Below are 19,786 nucleotides of genomic sequence, written 5' to 3'. Positions count from 1 at the left end.
TGAGCAAAGTCGAAGCCCCGCAAAGTGATTCTGCATGAGAGGTTTCGACTTCTCTCAGCCTGACAATACTGTGAATATTTTTCACAACAAAACATAAAAAAATGCCTCTTAAAAAATTAAGAGGCATTTTTTATATAAATACAAATCAAGAATTAAGAAATTCTATCTTTAATAATTTCATCTACAATTTCTGGATTCAATAATGTTGAAGTATCTCCAAAATTAGAATTATCACCTTCCGCTATTTTACGTAAAATTCTACGCATGATTTTTCCAGAACGTGTTTTTGGTAAACCAGAAACGAATTGGATTTTATCTAATTTAGCGATTGGCCCAATGTGATCCGAAATATATTGATTGATCTCTTTTGATAAATTCTCTTTATTTCTAACTTCTCCTGTTTCTTTCAGAATAACGTAACCGTATAAAGCGTTTCCTTTAATATCGTGTGGGAATCCAACAATAGCAGATTCTGCAACCGCTGGGTGTTCGTTGATTGCATCTTCGATTGGTGCAGTTCCTAAATTATGTCCAGAAACAATTACAACGTCATCTACTCTACCCGTAATTCTGTAATAACCAACTTCGTCTCTTAAAGCTCCGTCACCAGTAAAGTATTTTCCAGGGAAAGCAGAGAAATAAGTGTCTTTATAACGCTGGTGATCTCCCCAGATAGTTCTGGCGATTCCAGGCCAAGGGAATTTAATGCATAAACTTCCAACAACTTGGTTTCCTTCAATTTCATTACGTTTTTCATCCATTAAAACTGGTTGAATTCCCGGTAATGGCAACGTTGCGTAAGTTGGTTTTGTTGGCGTTACAAAAGCAATTGGTGAAATCATAATTCCTCCAGTTTCTGTCTGCCACCAAGTATCTACAACCGGACATCTTTTATCTCCTACGTGGTCGTTGAACCAGTGCCAAGCTTCTTCGTTGATTGGCTCTCCAACAGATCCAATAACTTTAAGAGATTTTAGAGGATATTTTTGAATATAATCTAAGCTTTCTTTTGCTAATGAACGAATTGCCGTTGGCGCTGTATAGAATTGTGTGATTTTATGTTTTTCGATAATATCCCAAAAACGGCTAAAATCTGGATACGAAGGAACTCCTTCAAAAATTACGGTTGTTCCGCCATTTAGTAATGGTCCGTATAAAATGTATGAGTGTCCTGTAATCCATCCAATATCTGCCGTACACCAGAAGATATCATTTTCTTCGTGACTGAAAACGTTTTTGAATGTATACGCCGTATAAACCATGTATCCAGCTGTTGTATGTACCATTCCTTTTGGTTTTCCTGTTGATCCTGAAGTATATAGAATAAACAAAGGATCTTCGGCATCCATAATTTCAGCTACGCTGTTATCAAGGGCAGCATCTAGTAAAGGCTGTAACCAAATGTCACGGCCTTCTTTCATTGCAACTTCTGTTTTTGTTCTTTTTACCACTAAAACTTTAGAAACAGATGGGCAAGTATCTAAGGCTTCATCAACAATAGATTTTAAATCAATTGTTTTATTTCCTCTGTAACCTCCATCAGATGTGATAACCATTTTACATTCGCTGTCGATAATTCTTGCAGAAACTGCAGAAGAAGAAAATCCGGCAAAAATTACAGAGTGAATGGCCCCAATTCTGGCACAAGCCAAAACTGCAACGGCAAGTTCAGGAATCATTGGCAAATAAATACAAACGCGGTCTCCTTTACGAATTCCCTGCTCACGCAGAACATTTGCCATTTTTGAAACTCGTTCGTATAATTCGTTATAACTTATATGTAAAGCACTTTCAGACGGATCATTCGGTTCAAAAATAATAGCCGTTTTTTCTCCTCTTTTGCTTAAATGTCTATCAATACAGTTTTTGGTAATATTAACTTTTGCATCTGTAAACCATTTTACTTCGGCGTCGGCCATGTTAAAATCAACAACTTTTTCCCACTGTTGATACCAAGTAAAATTTTCTTCAGCAATTTTTCCCCAAAATTTTCTCGGCTCTCTTATTGACTTATTGTAATGTTTAAAATATTGTTCTAAATTTTCAATTTTATAATAACTCATAGTTTTGTGGAATTTTTTTTATAAATGTATTAAATCTGCTTCTATTCTTAAAATTATTTAATTCATAAATTTTATATAAAAAAAACATATAATAAATAAAATATACGTTTTTTTTAAAGTTATTCTAAAAAAACACTTTTTAAAGAAAAATGTAAATCGCAAAAAAGGCATGACAAACAAATTATCACACCTTTTTATTTAACAAATTTCAATAACAATTAATTTTGCAATTCTGCATTACAATACTTTACCTATTTTGAAAATAGCAGCATCTTTATTAATTAAAATAGAAATTTCAACAAGTATATTTTTTGATTAAAAACATACCCCAACTTTAGGGATTAGCTTCACTTAACTTGCTTGTCTCACAGAAGTTAAGTGAATGCAATATGCATCTATATCTATTTTCTTAATAAGTGCTTACTAATTCAAAATATTAATTTAAAACATTGATACAGAGCAAATTCCACTACATTCGGAATGCGTGGAAATTCCCAAATTTATTATACAATTTTTTTCATTGCCGTCATAGACTCTCTTAACCAAGCTCCTACTTCTTCGATAGGATGCTGACGAATTTCTTTATTAACTGCAATTAGAACATTATTATCTACTCCATTTGAAGTTGAAAACGGTTTACCAATAATATTAGTTTCAACTTTTTTCATGAATTCAGTCAATAATGGCTTACAAGCATGATCAAATAAATAACAGCCATATTCTGCAGTATCAGAAATTACACGGTTCATTTCGAATAATTTCTTTCTTGCAATTGTGTTTGCAATTAATGGTAATTCGTGTAATGACTCATAGTATGCAGATTCTTCAATGATTCCAGCCTCTGTCATTGTTTCAAAAGCTAACTCAACACCAGCTTTTACCATTGCAATCATTAAAACTCCATTGTCAAAATATTCCTGCTCAGAGATTGGAGCTTCTTGCGGAGCTGTTTTTTCGAAGTTAGTTTCTCCGGTTGCAGCTCTCCATTTCAATAAATTAACATCGTCATTAGCCCAGTCAATCATCATAGTTCTTGAGAATTCTCCAGAAATAATATCGTCCTGGTGTTTTTGGAATAACGGACGCATGATGTCTTTTAATTCTTCTGCTAATTCGTAAGCTTCAATTTTAGAAGGATTATTTAAACGATCCATCATATTTGTGATACCACCATGTTTCAAAGCTTCTGTGATAGTTTCCCACCCATATTGAATTAATTTTGAAGCATATGCTTTATCGATTCCTTTTTCAACCATTTTATCAAAACATAAAATAGATCCAGTTTGAAGCAATCCGCAAAGAATAGTCTGCTCACCCATTAAATCTGATTTTACTTCGGCAACGAAAGATGATCTTAAAACTCCTGCTTTATGTCCTCCAGTTGCTACAGCGTAAGCTTTTGCCTGATCTAAACCAAATCCGTTTGGATCATTTTCAGGGTGAACTGCAATAAGTGTTGGTACACCAAAACCTCTTTTATATTCTTCACGAACCTCAGAACCAGGACATTTAGGAGCACACATAATAACTGTAATATCTTTACGAATCTGCATTCCTTCTTCAACAATATTAAATCCGTGAGAATAAGCTAAAGTCGATCCTTGTTTCATTAATGGCATAATCGCAGTAACAACAGATGTATGCTGTTTGTCCGGAGTAAGGTTACAAACTAAATCAGCAGTTGGAATCAACTCTTCATAAGTACCTACTTTAAATCCATTTTCAGTTGCATTTTTATATGAAGCTCTCTTTTCAGCAATTGCATCTGCACGCAATGCGTAAGAAATATCTAAACCTGAATCTCTCATGTTTAAACCTTGATTCAAACCTTGTGCACCACATCCAACAATAACAACTTTTTTTCCTGCTAATGCTGAAATTCCGTCTGCAAATTCTGACTGCTCCATAAATTCGCAAACTCCAAGTTGCTCTAATTGTAATCTAAGTGGTAATGTGTTGAAATAATTTGCCATTTTGTTTTAAAATATTTAATGAAATGAAATTTAGTAATTAATTTATTTATAATTGGTTGTGATCGTGTAATATCACATATTAATTGTTTATTTGAAGGTTTCTAACAATGATGAAATCTCCATTTTTTCTTTAGAAACCGAAATTCTTCCCGAACGTACAAACTGCATTATGCCGTAAGGTTTGAATTTTTGGTATAATTCTTCAATTTCTGAACGTCTTCCTGATTTTGAAATCACAAAGAAATCACGAGAAACCGTTACAATCGTAGACTGGCTGTCTTTGATGATATTCTGAATTTGTTTTTCATCAAACAACAAGCTTGAAGCGATTTTAAACAATGCAGTTTCAAGATAAATGGTTTCTTCATCTGTATGATAAAATGCTTTTATAACTTCGATTTGTTTTTCAATCTGTCCCACAATATTCTGAACCCATTTCTCTGTTGTATTTACTACAATGATAAATCTTGAAACATTTTCTATTTCTGATTCTGAAACATTTAGACTTAATATGTTAATGTGGCGCTTTAAGAATATTCCTGATATCCTATTTAATAAACCCACGTTATTTTCTGAGTATACCGATATGGTAAATGTTTTATCTTCCATGTAATTTTTGTTTAAAGTTTTTTTTGTTTCAGGTTTTACTCCCGATAGCTATCGGGATTGAAACTTTTAACCTGAAACCTTAAACTTTTTTCTTTAGCTTAATCTAATTTCTGAAACACATGCTCCTGTTGGAATCATTGGAAAAACGTTATTTTCTTTTTCAACCATAACTTCTAAGAAATAAGAATCTTTTGAAGCCAGCATTTCAGCAACTGCAGCATCTAAATCTTCGCGTTGTGTAACTTTCTTTGATTTAATATGATATCCTTCAGCAATTGCAACAAAATTTGGATTAATCATTTTTGTTGATGCATATCTGTTGTCAAAAAACAATTCCTGCCATTGGCGCACCATTCCTAAAAATTCATTGTTTAGAATAACAATCTTTACCGGAACCTGAGTCTGGAAAATTGTTCCCAATTCCTGAATTGTCATCTGGAAACCTCCATCACCAATAATAGCTACAACTTCACGATCTGGTTTTCCCATTTTAGCTCCAATTGCAGCCGGAAGCGCAAATCCCATTGTTCCTAATCCGCCGGAAGTAATATTACTTTTTGTTGAATTGAATTTAGCATAGCGACACGCAAACATTTGGTGCTGGCCAACATCTGAAACAATAATCGCATCACCTTTTGAGTGTTTGTTAATCATTTCGATAGTTTCCCCCATTGAAAGTCCTGCTGTTTTTGGGTTTAGCTCATCTTTAATAACAGATTCATATTCTATTTTAGCCAATTCTTTAAACTCATTATGCCATAAATCGTGCGATTTTGCATCAAGTAATGGCAACAAAGCAGTTAAAGATTCTTTTACATCACCTAAAACCGCTACTTCTGTTTTAACGTTTTTGTCGATTTCGGCTGGATCAATTTCGAAGTGAATTACTTTTGCCTGTTTAGCATAAGTACTTAATTTACCTGTAACACGGTCGTCAAAACGCATTCCGAAAGCAATTAAAACATCGCATTCGTTAGTAAGCAGGTTTGGGGCGTAATTTCCGTGCATTCCTAACATACCTACATTTAAAGGATGATCTGTTGGCAGAGCCGAAAGCCCTAAAATTGTCCATGCAGCCGGAATTCCTGATTTTTCAAGAACCGCTTTAAATTCAGCTTCGGCCTGACCTAAAATAATTCCCTGACCGAAAACTATAAAAGGTTTTTTAGCACTATTAATTAAAGCTGCAGCTTCGGCAACCTTATCTAAATTTAATTTCGGAACCGGATTGTAACTTCTAATTCCAGTACATTTTTCATAACTAAAATCAAACTCATCAAACTGAGCATTTTTAGTAATATCGATTAATACTGGTCCCGGACGCCCGGAACGAGCAATATAAAATGCTTTCGCAATAATTTCAGGAATTTGTGAAGCTTCAGTTACCTGAAAATTCCATTTTGTAACCGGAGTAGAAATTCCAATTATATCCGTTTCCTGAAAAGCATCAGATCCTAATAAATGTCTTCCAACTTGTCCGGTAATGCAAACCATTGGAGTTGAATCGATTTGAGCATCTGCAATTCCGGTAACTAAGTTTGTTGCTCCTGGTCCAGAAGTAGCTATTGCTACCCCTACTTTTCCTGTCGCTCTTGCATAACCCTGAGCAGCATGCGTTGCACCTTGTTCATGACGTACTAAAACATGGTGTAACTTATCCTGAAATTTATATAATTCGTCGTAAACCGGCATTATAGCTCCTCCCGGATAACCATAAATTAAGTCTACTCCTTCTTCTAATAAACATCTAATAACGGCTTCGGCGCCTGATATCCTAATTGTTCCCATTTGTATATTTTTTTCTCTCTTATTTCTATTTTTTAAGAAATAGAGATTTACACTTTTATAGTTTATTCAAGAATCTTTTTCATTTTTATTGAAATTGATTTTTGAAATTGTAATTGAATGCTAGTTATCGGTAACACATCCTGTTGATGCGCTTGAAACTGATCTTGCATATTTAAGTAAAACTCCTCTGTCAACTTTTAGCTCTGGCTGAACCCAAGCCGCTTTACGAGCTGCATATTCTTCGTCAGATATTTTCAGGTCGATTGTATTTTTTACAGCGTCGATAGCGATCATATCTCCATCTTTTACTAAAGCAATACCACCCCCATCATATGCTTCTGGTGTAACGTGTCCTACCACGAATCCGTGTGAACCTCCGGAGAATCTACCATCTGTAATTAACGCACAGCTGCTTCCTAATCCAGCTCCAATAATCGCAGATGTAGGTTTTAGCATTTCAGGCATTCCCGGACCACCTTTTGGCCCACAACCCCTGATGACGACTACATTACCCGGTTTAATTTTTCCGGCCTGAAGACCTGGAATTACTTCAAATTCTCCTTCAAAAACAACAGCCGGTCCTTCAAAATATTCCCCTTCTTTACCGCTGATTTTTGCTACAGCACCTTCAGAAGCAAGGTTTCCGTATAAAACCTGAATATTTCCTGTTGGTTTTAATGCTTTTTGTATTTCATGGATAACTTCTTGTCCGTCTTGTAAATCCGGAGTTGAAGCTAAATTTTCAGCAACTGTTTTTCCTGTTACCGTTAAACAATCTCCGTGAATCAATCCAACTTTTAATAGATATTTCATTACTCCCGGAATTCCTCCAACTTCATGAATATCTTCCATCATATATTTACCACTTGGTTTCATGTCAGCAAGAACCGGAGTTCTGTCATTAATAGCTTGAAAATCATCCAAAGTAATTGTGATACCAACAGAATGTGCCATAGCAATTAAGTGCATAACAGCATTTGTAGAACCCCCTAAAACTGCTACAATTGTAATAGCATTTTCGAAAGCTTTACGAGTCATAATATCTCTTGGCTTAATATCTTTTTCTAATAAAATTTTAATAGCAGCTCCGGCAGCAAGACATTCATCTCTTTTTTCCTGACTCAAAGCAGGGTTTGAAGAGCTGTATGGCAAACTCATTCCTAATGCTTCAATTGCCGAAGACATCGTGTTTGCAGTATACATTCCACCGCAGGCACCAGCTCCAGGGCAGGCATTTTGAATAACACCTTTAAAATCTTCAGGAGTAATTTCATTTTTTACTTTTTTTCCTAAAGCTTCAAAAGCTGATACAATGTTTAAAGATTCACCTTTCCATTTTCCAGAGTGAATTGAACCTCCATAAACCATCATCGACGGGCGGTTTAATCTTCCCATTGCGATTAATGCTCCGGGCATATTTTTATCGCAGCCGGGAATTGCAATGATACTATCGTACCATTGTGCTCCTGCAACTGTTTCTATAGAGTCTGCAATTACATCACGAGATACTAATGAATAACGCATTCCTTCTGTACCGTTAGAAATTCCATCACTTACACCAATGGTATTAAAAATAAGCCCGACCAGACCAGCATCCCAAACACCTTTTTTAACATCTTTTGCTAAATCATTCAGGTGCATGTTACACGTGTTACCATCATAACCCATGCTCACAATCCCTACTTGTGCTTTTTTCAAATCTTCTTCAGTTAAACCAATACCATACAACATAGCTTGCGCCGCTGGCTGTGTTTGATCTTGAGTGATGGTTTTGCTGTACTTATTTAATTCCATTATTGTATTATTTTTTTTTAATTTTTATTCAAAAAAAAACCTTCCAGTATTTGGAAGGTTTGTAATATAGTTTTTCAATTATATTTATACCATTCCCGATGCAGATGTGCAAAACACATTGACAACAACGACAGAAGTAATAATAATTGAGATTTGCATCATTTAATTTTTTAGTGTTACAAAAGTACGGAAACTTTAAGAACTAAAAAAATAAAATCTCAACATTTTCAATACTTCTTGTTATTTAATCTATAATTTTAATAAAAACTCTAAACTATTGTCGATTGTCCAATATAAACGTTGTCATTTCTGAAATATAACAAATCATCTTTGCTGAAAATAAAATTAGAAACAAACTCTCCTACTTCATTTGTACCAAATTTTGAATCCGGTTTTAAATCAACTGTAACAACTTTATATTCAATTGCTTTTTCAATAGCTTTATAAATCACATTTGCTTCTGTAAACAATCCGAAATGTTCCAACAACATTGCTGCAGATAAAATGGAAGCAATTGGATTGGCAATATTTTTTCCTTTTGCCTGAGGATAAGATCCGTGGATTGGTTCGAAAAGCGCATTTTTTTCTCCTAAAGATGCGGAAGCCAATAAACCAATTGAACCTGTAATTACGCTGGCTTCATCTGATAAAATATCTCCAAATAAATTTTCTGTCAAAATCACATCAAATTGTTTCGGATTTAAGATGATTTGCATTGCTGCGTTATCAACAAATAAAAAGTCTAAAAGAACATCAGGATAGCTTTCACCCACTTTTTGAACTACTTTTCTCCACAATCTTGAAGTTTCCAAAACATTAGCTTTGTCAACCATTGTTAATTTTTTGCGTCGGTTTTGTGCCGATTTAAAAGCTAAATGTGCGATTCTTGTTATTTCTTCTTCTGAATATTCACATAAATCTGAAGCATGTGTTCCTTCTTCATTTAATGTTTTAGCTCCAAAATAAGCACCGCCTGTTAATTCTCTGAAAATAGTAAAATCTGCGCCTTCAATAATTTCTCTTTTTAAAGGGGATGCTTCAACTAATGCTTTATAAGGTTTTATCGGGCGGATATTGGCAAACAATCCTAATTCTTTACGAAGTTTTAATAATCCCTGCTCCGGACGAACTTTTGCATTTGGATTATTATCGTATTTAGGATCACCAATTGCTCCAAATAAAACGGCATCAGTATTTAAACAAAGATTTAAAGTTTGTTCCGGTAACGGGTTTCCAGTTTTATCAATAGCAACCGCTCCCATGAGTGCTTCCTCAAAAACAAATTCATGATTGTACACTTCGCCAATAGCGTGCAATGCTTTTTTGGCCTGTAAAATTACCTCTGGTCCAATTCCGTCTCCTGGTAAAACTGCTATTTTCAAATTCATAACGTCTCGTTCTTTATGTATTTAAATCTTTATTATTTTTTTTCTTTTCGTTGCAATTATTTTTAAACACATAGTCCCGATGCATCGGGATTGCAAGCTTAATAAGGCGTTTCACTTGCATTAACAAACATAGCTATGTGTTAGAAACTAGTTTCTTTTTATATTCTTTTACACATTCAAAATCTATGATTCTATGTGTTAAAATATTTTCTCTTTGCTCTATTCTCTATTATCTTTTCGACTAGCTTCTGATTAAATCCCCTTCAATTTTTGAAGCTTCGATAATCTGGTGAATATCTGCATCTACAACTTCTTTTTTGATATCTGCAAATTTCAGGAACTCAATATATACAATATCTAATTGTACTTTAGTCAATTCGTAACCTACTTTTTTAGCACGGTAAGCTAAAGCCGCTCTTCCGCTTCTTGCAGTCAAAATGATTGAAGATTCGTTAACCCCAACATCAAGCGGATCCATGATTTCATAAGTCGCTCTGTTTTTGATAACACCATCCTGATGAATTCCAGAACTGTGTGCAAAAGCATTTGCTCCTACGATAGCTTTATTTGGCTGTACAATCATTCCCATACTTTCAGAAACCAAACGGCTCATTTCGTTTAATTCTCTTGTATTAATGTTTGTATCTAAGTTTAAATATGGATGTTGTTTAAAAATCATTACCACTTCTTCAAGTGCTGTATTTCCTGCTCTTTCTCCAATACCATTAATAGTACACTCGATTTGTCTTGCTCCATTTATAGCTCCTGCGATAGAGTTTGCAGTTGCCATTCCTAAATCATTATGACAGTGACATGAAAGGATTACGTTTTCGATTCCTTTTACGTTTTCTTTTAAATATTTAATTTTCGCCCCGTATTCTTCAGGAAGACAATATCCTGTTGTGTCAGGAATGTTTAATACGGTTGCACCAGATTTAATTACTTCTTCACAGACTTTTGCAAGGAAAGCATTGTCTGTTCTACCAGCATCTTCTGCATAGAATTCAACATCTTCTACATATGTTTTTGCGTGAGCTACTGCAAATTTTGCTCTTGCAATAATATCTTCCGGGGTAGTTTGTAATTTATGGAGTATATGAGATTCTGAAGTTCCGATTCCGGTATGGATTCTAGGTCTTTTAGCGTGCTTTAAAGCAGCTGCAGCAACATCAATGTCATTTTTTACGGCTCTTGTCAATCCGCAGACGGTTGCATTTTCTACAATTTTACAAATCTCAGAGACCGATAAAAAATCGCCCGGACTTGACACAGGGAAACCGGCTTCGATAATATCAACTCCCATTTTGTCTAGTCGTTCTGCGATAACTAATTTTTGCTTAGTATCTAACTTACATCCTGGAACTTGTTCACCGTCGCGTAATGTGGTGTCAAAAATTTGAACTTTCTCTCTATTCATATTCATTTATTTAATGTAATTTCACATCTTGATAACAAATATATATTGTACTTCTTCAGTACGAAATTCATTTTAATGAAATTATACTGTTCATAACGCAATTTATAACAAGCTAAAATACTAACAACCAATAAGTTATATTATTATTTTTTACAATGGCTAACCATCAAAAAGATTCCTTATTTGTTCTGATAAAATCACTTTCCAAATCTGAAAAGAGACAGTTTAAAATTTTTGCAAGCCGATTAGAGACAAGTTCGAATACTAAATTCATTGAATTATTCAATATTTTAGATAAATCTGAAACCTATGATGAAAAGCTGATTTTGAAGAGCGGAAGTATCAAAAAAGTACAGTTATCTAACTTAAAATCATACTTATACAAACAAATTTTGGTAAGTATTCGTTTGAATATTCCCAGCCAGAACATTCGTTATCAGTTACGTGAACAAATTGATTTTGCTGTTATATTATATAATAAAGGTTTGTATAAACAGAGTTTAAAAATTCTGGACAAAACAAAACAGCAGGCTTTAGAAAACGACGAAAAATTAATGGCTTATGAAATTGTAGAATTTGAAAAACTAATCGAATCACAATATATTACCCGAAGTATTCAGGGCCGCGCCGACGAGCTGGTTATTCAGGCCAAAGAATTAAATTACAGAAATACTATTTCAAGTAAATTATCAAATCTTTCGCTTCAATTATACGGAATCATGCTGAAAACGGGTTACGTAAAAAGCGATGAAGAGTATAAATATATTGATGATTATTTCAACAAACATATTGCAAAACTAGACGAAAGTAAATTTGGTTTTCGCGAAAAATACTGGTTTTACAATGCTAATTTATGGCGAAGCTTCCTGGTTCAGGACTTTTTAGCAAGTTATAAGTTTGCTTATAAATGGGTTCAGCTTTTTTACGACAACCCAAATATGATTTATCTGAATCCGGTATTTTTCTTAAAAGGAAACCACTATTTTCTAGAGTCGCTTTATATGCTGAAATATACGTCGAATTTCAAAAGATATCTTTCGCTTTTAGAAGAAACCATCCAGGATCCAAAATTTCCGGTAAACGATAACATTGCATCACTATCATTTCTTTACATCTATAATAATAAACTGAATTTACATATTCTGGAAGGTACTTTTGCCGAAAGTGAATATTTAATTCCAGAGATTTTAGAAAAATTAAAATTACACAGCGAACATCTTGATGAACATCACGAAATGTTGTTTTTCTATAAAATTGCTTCTATTTATTTTGGAAATGAGAAATATAACGAATGTATCCTTTATTTAGATAAAATTATCAATAATAAGAACTTAACCATGCGCGAGGATTTAATGTGCTTCGCAAGACTTTTATCTTTGATTGCACATTATGAATTAGGAAAAGATTATTATTTAGAAAATCATCTTAAAAGCACCTATAAGTTTTTATTGAAAATGAATGATTTGCATGAAGTTCAAAAGGAAATCATTAAGTTTTTAAGAAACCTGAACAACTTCTACCCTGCTGATATTAAGAAGGAATTCAAGAAAATGCACGCTCGTTTTGTAGAGCTTGAAAAGAATACTTACGAAAAAAGGGCTTTCCTGTATCTTGATATTATTTCATGGCTTGAAAGTAAAATTGAGAATCGAAAAATTGCGGATATAATTAAGGAAAAGGCGAAGCTTAACAGCAGATAAAAATTCCAATTTTTTAAATTGCTTCACCTGTTCGCTATCGCTCGGGTCCAAATTCCAATAAAAAAGCCTGAAAGATTAAATCTTTCAGGCTTTTTTGTCATTTCTGACCGAAGGGAGAAATCGTACAAGTTGATCGACAAAGTTAGACGACATTTCTTTGCGGAGTTTCTAGTGCGATTTCTCCTTCGTCGAAATGACATACTACACGAAAAAATTCAAATCAATAAAAAAATCCCAAACTCCATAATTGGAATTTGGGTTTTTAAAAATTGAAATTTATCGAATTTTTATTCGATTATATTAGAAGTAGTAACATAAAAATCCTTATCAACTTCTACTTTTCTGTCCTCATTAGTCGTTTTTTCAGACTGCCATTCTGTTGTTGGTTTTAACCACGTTTCAACACCGTTTAATTTTACTCTAACCGGCATATCAAATTTAGCAACACAATTTGTCCAGTGATATCCGAATGTTCCGTTTTTAAACATGTATTCAAAAACCGGAACTTGAGTTGTAGTCAAATATTGCGCATAAACCCTGTTGAAATTAATTCCAGATTGCTCGTTAATATAATCCTGAATTTGTTTACCTGTAACCGTTTGGTGGTAAAAAGTCTTATTCATACCTCTCAATATCGATTTCCATTTGGCATCATCATTAATTACCTGACGAATCATATGAAGCATAGTTGCACCTTTTGGATACATATCTCCTGATCCTTCATTATTTACATCATAATGTCCTATAATTGGCGTATCATTTTGAATGTTTTTTCTGCATCCAATTATGTATTCAGCTGCAGCGTCTTTTCCGTAATAATATTCAACAAAAAGGCTTTCAGAGTAATTTGTAAAACTCTCGTGAACCCACATATCAGCAATATCTTTGTACGTAATATTGTTAGCAAACCATTCGTGGCCAGATTCGTGAATAATGATAAAATCAAATTTTAATCCCCAGCCAGTTCCGCTTAAATCACGTCCTAAATAACCTTTTTTATATTGGTTTCCGTACGTTACAGAACTTTGGTGTTCCATTCCTAAATACGGAACTTCTACCAATTTATAACTGTCTTCATACCAAGGATAAGGTCCAAACCAGTTTTCAAAAGCTTTCAACATTTTTGGAGCATCTTTAAACTGCTCTTTTGCCAAAGTTAGATTATCTCTTAAAACATAATAATTACAGTCTAAATCGCCTTTTTCTCCTTTATAAACCTCAGAAAAATTAACGTAATCACCAATATTAATGTTTACGCCGTAATTATTGATTGGGTTCGAAACGTACCAATTAAATGTTTTTGTTCCGTCTTTTTCTTTTTTAACGCTTTGTAATCTTCCGTTAGAAACATCTGTTAAATCTCCCGGAACATTCACGCTGATTAACATATTTTCTACTTCATCATACATATGGTCTTTGTTTGGCCACCAAACGCTGGCACCTAAACCCTGACAAGATGTAGCAATAAAATCTTTTCCGTTTTTATCTTTTTTCCAGGAAAATCCTCCATCCCACGGCGCTCTTACCGCTTCTTTTGGTTTTCCTTCAAAATAAACTACAATTTCTTTAGTATCTCCAACTTTCTGCTTTTCAGTTAAAGTAATGAAAAACGCATTTCCGTCTCTTTCAAATTTCAATTCTTTCTTATCCTGTGTTACTTTCGTAATTTTCATAGGTTCCTGCAAATCAATCTGCATTCTGTTATTCTCTGTTAAAACAGTATAACGAACTGTGTTAGAACCCGAAATGGCTTTTTCTTTAGGATTAACTTTTACATCAAGATGATAGTATTTTAAATCCCACCAGGCTCTTTCTTTTGTAATGCTTCCGCGTAAAGTATCCTGATGTGTAAAAACTGTTTCTCCTTTATTAAGAAGTCCCTGGGCATTGGCAGTAAAACCAATTAAAAAAGCAGTAAAAATGCTTCCGAAGTAATTTTTCATTAGTAAAATGGTATTATTTTGAAATCAATCTGTAACAAATGTAAACATTCGAATTAAGATTTCTAAAATTTTATGATTTCTTCATCAAAAAACAAACCCAATAAACTATCCAATTTATTGGGTTTCAATTTTAATTATTTCCGAAGTTTAGTTGGTGATATTAAATTCTGTCACGTAAAAATTTTTATCAACAGCCAAAGTTGATTTATCATCCTTTACATTTTCTGCTTTCCAGTCTGTTGTTGGTTTTAACCATGTTTCAACACCGTTTAAAGTAACTTTTAAAGGAAGATCAAAATTCTCTACACAATTGATCCAGTGATAAACCAATTTTTGATTTTTAATATAATATTCAAAAGTTGGAACCTGAGCCGTTCTTAAATATTGATCAAAAACCGAACTAAAATTGATTCCGGATTCTTTACTTATATAATCTTCAATTTGCTTTGTAGTAACTGTTTGATGGTAAAAAGTTTTATTCATTCCTCTCAAAATCGATTTGAATTTTGCATCATCGTTTATAACCTGACGAATGGTGTGAATTATATTCGCGCCTTTTGGATACATGTCGCCAGATCCTTCAACATTTACATCATAATAACCAATAATTGGTTTTTTATTGGTAATCACTTTTCTAATCCCTCTTATATATTCGTTTGCGGCGTCTTTTCCGTAATAATACTCAATAAAAAGTGATTCAGAATAAGTTGTAAAACTCTCATGAATCCACATATCTGCAATGTCTTTATATGTTATATTGTTGGCAAACCACTCATGTCCGGATTCATGAATAATAATATAATCAAATTTTAATCCCCAGCCTGTTCCGCTTAGATCGTTTCCCTTATAACCATTTTGATAGTCATTTCCGTAAGTCACAGAACTTTGATGTTCCATCCCTAAATACGGAACTTCAACTAATTTATAGCTGTCTTCGTAAAACGGATAAGGTCCAAACCAGTTTTCAAAAGCTTTCAGCATTTTTGGTGCATCCTGAAAGTGTTTTTTAGCAATTTCAAGGTTATCTCTCAAAACATAATAATTACAGTCTAAATCGCCTTTTTCTCCTTTAAACTTTTCAGAGAAATTAACGTAATCTCCAATATTAATATTTACTCCATAATTATTAATTGGATTCGAAACATACCAATTAAAGGTTTTCGTTCCGTCTTTTTGTTTTTTAACGCTTTGTAATCTTCCGTTAGAAACATCAGTCAAATGTCCCGGAACATTCACGCTGATCAACATATTTTCCACTTCATCATACATATGATCTTTACAAGGCCACCAAACACTCGCGCCTAAACCTTGACAAGATGAAGCAATGAAATCTTTTCCGTTTTTATCTTTCTGCCATGTAATTCCTCCGTCCCACGGCGGTCTAACAGCTTCTTTAGGCACTCCGCCAAAAGAAATTATAATTTCCTTAGTTTCGCCAACTTTTTGATTTTCAGTTAAAGTAATGAAAAACGCATTTCCGTCTCTTTCAAATTTTAATTCTTTTCCGTTTTGCATTACTTTCGTAATGTTCATAGGTTCCTGCAAATCGATCTGCATTTTACTATTCTCCGTTAAAACAGTATAACGAACCGTATTTGAACCTGATATTGTTCTATCTGCAGGATTTACTTTTATATCCAGATGATAATATTTTAAATCCCACCAGGCTCTTTCTTTTGTAATGCTTCCGCGTAAAGTATCCTGATGTGTAAAAACCGTTTCAGACTTATTCATAAGTCCTTGAGCATTGGCAGCAAAACCAATTAGAAAAGCTATTATAACACTTCCAACGTATTTTTTCATTATAAATTAAGTTTTTGAATTAGTTATAATATTAGTATAAATTTTTATTTTTTGTTACAGATTTGTATTCCAATACAGTATTGTTTTTTTATTTTAGCTAAAATTTACCAGTTTTATGAAATATTGTTCTTTTTTATATCTTTTGACATTCCTGTATTCACTAAATAATTATTCCCAGACATTTCCTGTTCATAAAACAAGCGAGAAAATAACGATTGACGGAGATTTAACCGATTGGAAAACACCTTTTTTAGGTCCGTTTGTAGTTCATAATTCAAGCGAAAAAGCAACACAAAATACAATGGTTTCACTTTCGTGGAATGATGAAAACCTTTATATCGCTTATCGTTCCGTAGATTCGAAAATAGTTGGAAAGTCTCAGAAAAAAGATTCTAAAATATATGAAGCTGATGATTTAATTGAAGTATTTATTGATCCGGATGGTGACGGAAAAAATTATCTTGAAATTGGTGTAAATGCTTTTTCTACCAATTATGATATGCTTATAAAATGTATTTCTCCTGAATGCGGAGGCTGGAAAACGACAATGAATTTTGATATAGAAGGATTAGAAGCTGTCAGCAAAATAACTCCTGAAGGTTTTGATACCGAAATTAAAATCCCTTTTACGAGCTTGGAAAAAATTGAAAACGGAAATTTCTTAAAGCCAAAAATTGGTACAAAATGGAAAGCTAATACTTTTAGAATTGATTACGGTAACACAACCGAATATCTTGCATTACAGGATTATAAAAGTTTAAGGTTTGGATTTCATCACCCGGAAGAATTTGCGGTTTTTGAGTTTATGGAGTGAGTGTTGCGAGATGGCACACAGATGACACGGATTCGCTATGCGAAAGCGCGGATTTATACGGATTTTTTTGTCATTTCGAGGAACGAGAAATCGCACTAGGTAATCGACAAAGATTGGAGATATGCTTTGCGGAATTTCTAGTGCGATTTCTCGTTCCTCGAAATGACAAACTTTGTGTTACTTTTGGCGCTTCTTCAAAACATCAACAACATCATTCAACTGAAAACCTTTTGCCTGCAATAAAATCAGATAATGAAAAAGCAAATCAGCGCTTTCGCTAAGGAATAAATCATCATTATCATCTTTTGCTTCGATGACAACTTCTACCGCTTCTTCGCCTACTTTTTGAGCAATTTTATTGATTCCTTTTTCGAATAATGAAGCAACATAACTCTTCTCCGAATCGGCATTTTCTCTACGGATTTTGATTGTGTTTTCTAAATGAGAAATGAAACCATAATTTTCCTTGTTTTCCTCCTGCCAGCAAGTATCTGCACCCGTGTGACAGGTTGGCCCAACAGGTTTTGCCTGAATTAAAAGTGTATCTCCGTCGCAGTCATTTTTAATACTTACCAAATTTAAAAAATTGCCACTCTCCTCACCTTTTGTCCAAAGTCTTTGTTTGGATCGGCTAAAGAATGTTACTTTTTGTGTTTCTATTGTTTTTTGAAGCGATTCTTCGTTCATATAACCCAGCATCAAAACATTTTTTGTTTCTGAATCCTGAATTATCGCCGGAATCAATCCGTGTGCGCTTTTTATATCAATTTCCATTTTAGATTTTAGATTTTAGATTTTAGATTTTAGATTTTAGATTTTAGATTTTGATTCTCTGAAATCTTATTATTATAGATTTAATCTCTTTGTTCTTGTTTCTTGCTTCTTTTAAAGTCTAACTTCAATACCGTTACTCCTAAGCTCTTCTTTCAAAGTCTTAATCTCAATTTCTTTAAAGTGAAAAACGCTCGCAGCCAAAGCCGCATCTGCTTTTCCTTCTTTAAATGAATCTACGAAATGCTGTATATTTCCCGCACCGCCAGAAGCAATTATCGGAATATTGATTAAGGTTGATAATTTAGCTAAAGCTTCGTTTGCAAAACCGTTTTTAGTTCCGTCGTTATCCATTGAGGTGAATAATATTTCGCCGGCACCGCGTTCTGCAACTTCCACAGCCCAATCGAATAAATTTAGTTCTGTTGGTACTTTTCCGCCTACTAAATGCACAATCCATTGTCCGTCAATTTGTTTGGCATCAATTGCGACTACAACGCATTGGCTTCCGAATTTCTGCGCCAAATCATTAATTAACTGCGGATTTTTTACTGCCGATGAATTTATCGAAACTTTATCTGCACCATTATTTAGCAGAATTTCAACATCTTCAACAGACGAAATCCCGCCGCCAACGGTAAACGGAATATTGATTTTTTCCGCCACACTTCGTACCATATTAACCAGCGTTTTACGTCGTTCTTCGGTTGCCGAAATATCCAGAAAAACCAATTCATCTGCTCCTTCTGCTGAGTAAATTTCTGCTAGTTCTACAGGATCTCCTGCATCACGCAAGTCAACAAAGTTAACGCCTTTTACGGTTCTTCCGTTTTTTATATCTAAGCAGGGTATGATTCTTTTTGCTAACATTTTTTTGTTGTTTCACAGAGATTCACAAAGATAGCGCAGAGATTCGCAAAGATTTTTTTTAGTGAATCTTTGTGTTTTACTTCGTGCTTCTTTGCGAAATAATCTTATTTATTTAAAATATAATTTTCAAGTTGCTTTAATGTAATTCTTCCTTCGTAAATCGCTTTTCCGATGATTGTTCCTTCACAGCCTAATTCGGCTAATTTTGGTAATTCATCAAAAGTTGAAATTCCTCCCGAAGCTATTAGTTTTACTCCTTTTGCTTCTTCTAAAATTTTCCCGTAAAGATCAAAACTTGGGCCTTCAAGCATTCCGTCTTTGGCAATATCGGTACAAATAACATACTGAATTCCTTTAGTTTGATAATCCTGAATAAACGGAATCAAATCTTCATTTGAATCTTCTAACCAGCCTGAAACTGCGATTTTTTTATCTTTTGCGTCAGCTCCTAAAATAATTTTATCTGAACCATATTCTGAAATCCATTTTTCGAAAATGGTTCTGTTTTTTACCGCAATACTTCCGCCAGTAATTTGATTTGCACCACTTTCAAAAGCAATTCTCAAATCATCATCCGATTTTAATCCACCGCCGAAATCAATTTTTAAGCCTGTTTGCATTGCAATTTGTTCCAATATTTTATAATTGACAATTTTGCTAGATTTTGCACCGTCTAAATCTACTAAATGCAGATATTCAATTCCGTGCGCTTCAAATGACTTTGCCACTTCAAGCGGATTTTCGTTGTAAATTATTTTGGTATCATAATCACCTTTTGATAAACGAACACATTTTCCGTCAATGATATCTATGGCTGGTATTATTCTCATGTTTTGATATTTTAGATTTAAGA

The 19,786-nt window shown here is 33.8% G+C and carries 14 protein-coding genes; 2 read left to right on the top strand and 12 right to left on the bottom strand.

Annotation, left to right across the window (positions count from 1 at the left end; genetic code table 11):
• Positions 1–152: 152 nt before the first annotated feature.
• The 7 genes from acs to AABD74_RS16105 all read right to left on the bottom strand — a co-directional run bounded on the left by acs (position 153) and on the right by AABD74_RS16105 (position 11,032).
• A complete protein-coding gene (gene acs, locus AABD74_RS16135) occupies positions 153–2,063 on the bottom strand; it encodes an acetate--CoA ligase (RefSeq protein ID WP_232678184.1) in 1,911 nt (636 codons plus the stop codon).
• 503 nt (positions 2,064–2,566) lie between these two features.
• Positions 2,567–4,036, bottom strand: a complete 1,470-nt coding sequence (gene ilvC, locus AABD74_RS16130) for a ketol-acid reductoisomerase (RefSeq protein ID WP_232678186.1) — start codon at positions 4,034–4,036, stop codon at positions 2,567–2,569.
• 87 nt (positions 4,037–4,123) lie between these two features.
• Entirely contained in the window at positions 4,124–4,645 is a 522-nt protein-coding gene (ilvN, locus tag AABD74_RS16125) for an acetolactate synthase small subunit (RefSeq protein WP_232678188.1), read from the bottom strand.
• Between the two features lie 93 nt (positions 4,646–4,738).
• Positions 4,739–6,433 carry a biosynthetic-type acetolactate synthase large subunit gene (gene ilvB / locus AABD74_RS16120; protein WP_406843557.1) on the bottom strand — a complete coding sequence of 565 codons (1,695 nt, stop codon included), beginning with the start codon at positions 6,431–6,433 and terminating at the stop codon, positions 4,739–4,741.
• 120 nt (positions 6,434–6,553) lie between these two features.
• Positions 6,554–8,227: a dihydroxy-acid dehydratase gene (ilvD, locus tag AABD74_RS16115; protein WP_232678192.1), complete on the bottom strand. Its 1,674-nt coding sequence runs from the start codon at positions 8,225–8,227 to the stop codon at positions 6,554–6,556.
• Between the two features lie 269 nt (positions 8,228–8,496).
• Positions 8,497–9,615, bottom strand: a complete 1,119-nt coding sequence (gene leuB / locus AABD74_RS16110) for a 3-isopropylmalate dehydrogenase (protein ID WP_232678194.1) — start codon at positions 9,613–9,615, stop codon at positions 8,497–8,499.
• A 241-nt stretch (positions 9,616–9,856) separates the two neighbouring features.
• On the bottom strand, positions 9,857–11,032 hold the full coding sequence (locus AABD74_RS16105; protein ID WP_073482969.1) for a 2-isopropylmalate synthase: 1,176 nt from the start codon (positions 11,030–11,032) through the stop codon (positions 9,857–9,859).
• Between the two features lie 155 nt (positions 11,033–11,187).
• Between AABD74_RS16105 and AABD74_RS16100 the strand changes: the two genes are divergently transcribed.
• Positions 11,188–12,732, top strand: coding sequence for a hypothetical protein (locus tag AABD74_RS16100; RefSeq protein ID WP_073481254.1), 1,545 nt, complete (start codon positions 11,188–11,190; stop codon positions 12,730–12,732).
• Between the two features lie 287 nt (positions 12,733–13,019).
• On the opposite strand, the gene AABD74_RS16095 is transcribed toward AABD74_RS16100, so the two are convergent.
• Both AABD74_RS16095 and AABD74_RS16090 read right to left on the bottom strand, forming a co-directional pair.
• The gene (locus tag AABD74_RS16095) at positions 13,020–14,675 is read right to left on the bottom strand and encodes a M1 family metallopeptidase (protein WP_406843556.1); all 1,656 of its coding nucleotides are present in this window, start codon (positions 14,673–14,675) and stop codon (positions 13,020–13,022) included.
• 147 nt (positions 14,676–14,822) lie between these two features.
• On the bottom strand, positions 14,823–16,478 hold the full coding sequence (locus AABD74_RS16090; RefSeq protein WP_406843555.1) for a M1 family metallopeptidase: 1,656 nt from the start codon (positions 16,476–16,478) through the stop codon (positions 14,823–14,825).
• A 115-nt stretch (positions 16,479–16,593) separates the two neighbouring features.
• Here AABD74_RS16090 and AABD74_RS16085 point away from each other — a divergent pair, with 115 nt between their 5' ends.
• Positions 16,594–17,292 carry a carbohydrate-binding family 9-like protein gene (locus tag AABD74_RS16085; protein WP_406843554.1) on the top strand — a complete coding sequence of 233 codons (699 nt, stop codon included), beginning with the start codon at positions 16,594–16,596 and terminating at the stop codon, positions 17,290–17,292.
• A 177-nt stretch (positions 17,293–17,469) separates the two neighbouring features.
• Here AABD74_RS16085 and hisIE read toward each other — a convergent pair whose 3' ends face one another.
• The 3 genes from hisIE to hisA all read right to left on the bottom strand — a co-directional run bounded on the left by hisIE (position 17,470) and on the right by hisA (position 19,763).
• Entirely contained in the window at positions 17,470–18,066 is a 597-nt protein-coding gene (gene hisIE, locus AABD74_RS16080) for a bifunctional phosphoribosyl-AMP cyclohydrolase/phosphoribosyl-ATP diphosphatase HisIE (protein ID WP_232678211.1), read from the bottom strand.
• Positions 18,067–18,177: 111 nt separating this feature from the next.
• A complete protein-coding gene (gene hisF, locus AABD74_RS16075; RefSeq protein WP_406843553.1) occupies positions 18,178–18,933 on the bottom strand; it encodes an imidazole glycerol phosphate synthase subunit HisF in 756 nt (251 codons plus the stop codon).
• A gap of 104 nt (positions 18,934–19,037) precedes the next feature.
• Complete coding sequence (gene hisA, locus AABD74_RS16070) at positions 19,038–19,763, bottom strand: 1-(5-phosphoribosyl)-5-[(5-phosphoribosylamino)methylideneamino]imidazole-4-carboxamide isomerase (RefSeq protein WP_406843552.1); 726 nt, start codon at positions 19,761–19,763, stop codon at positions 19,038–19,040.
• Between the last annotated feature and the right edge of the window lie 23 nt (positions 19,764–19,786).

The organism is Flavobacterium soyae (genome assembly GCF_045348165.1).
Classification (GTDB): Bacteria; Bacteroidota; Bacteroidia; order Flavobacteriales; family Flavobacteriaceae; genus Flavobacterium; species Flavobacterium soyae.
The sequence above is the reverse complement of the archived record's forward strand: the minus strand, read 5'-3'. Positions and strand labels throughout refer to the sequence as shown.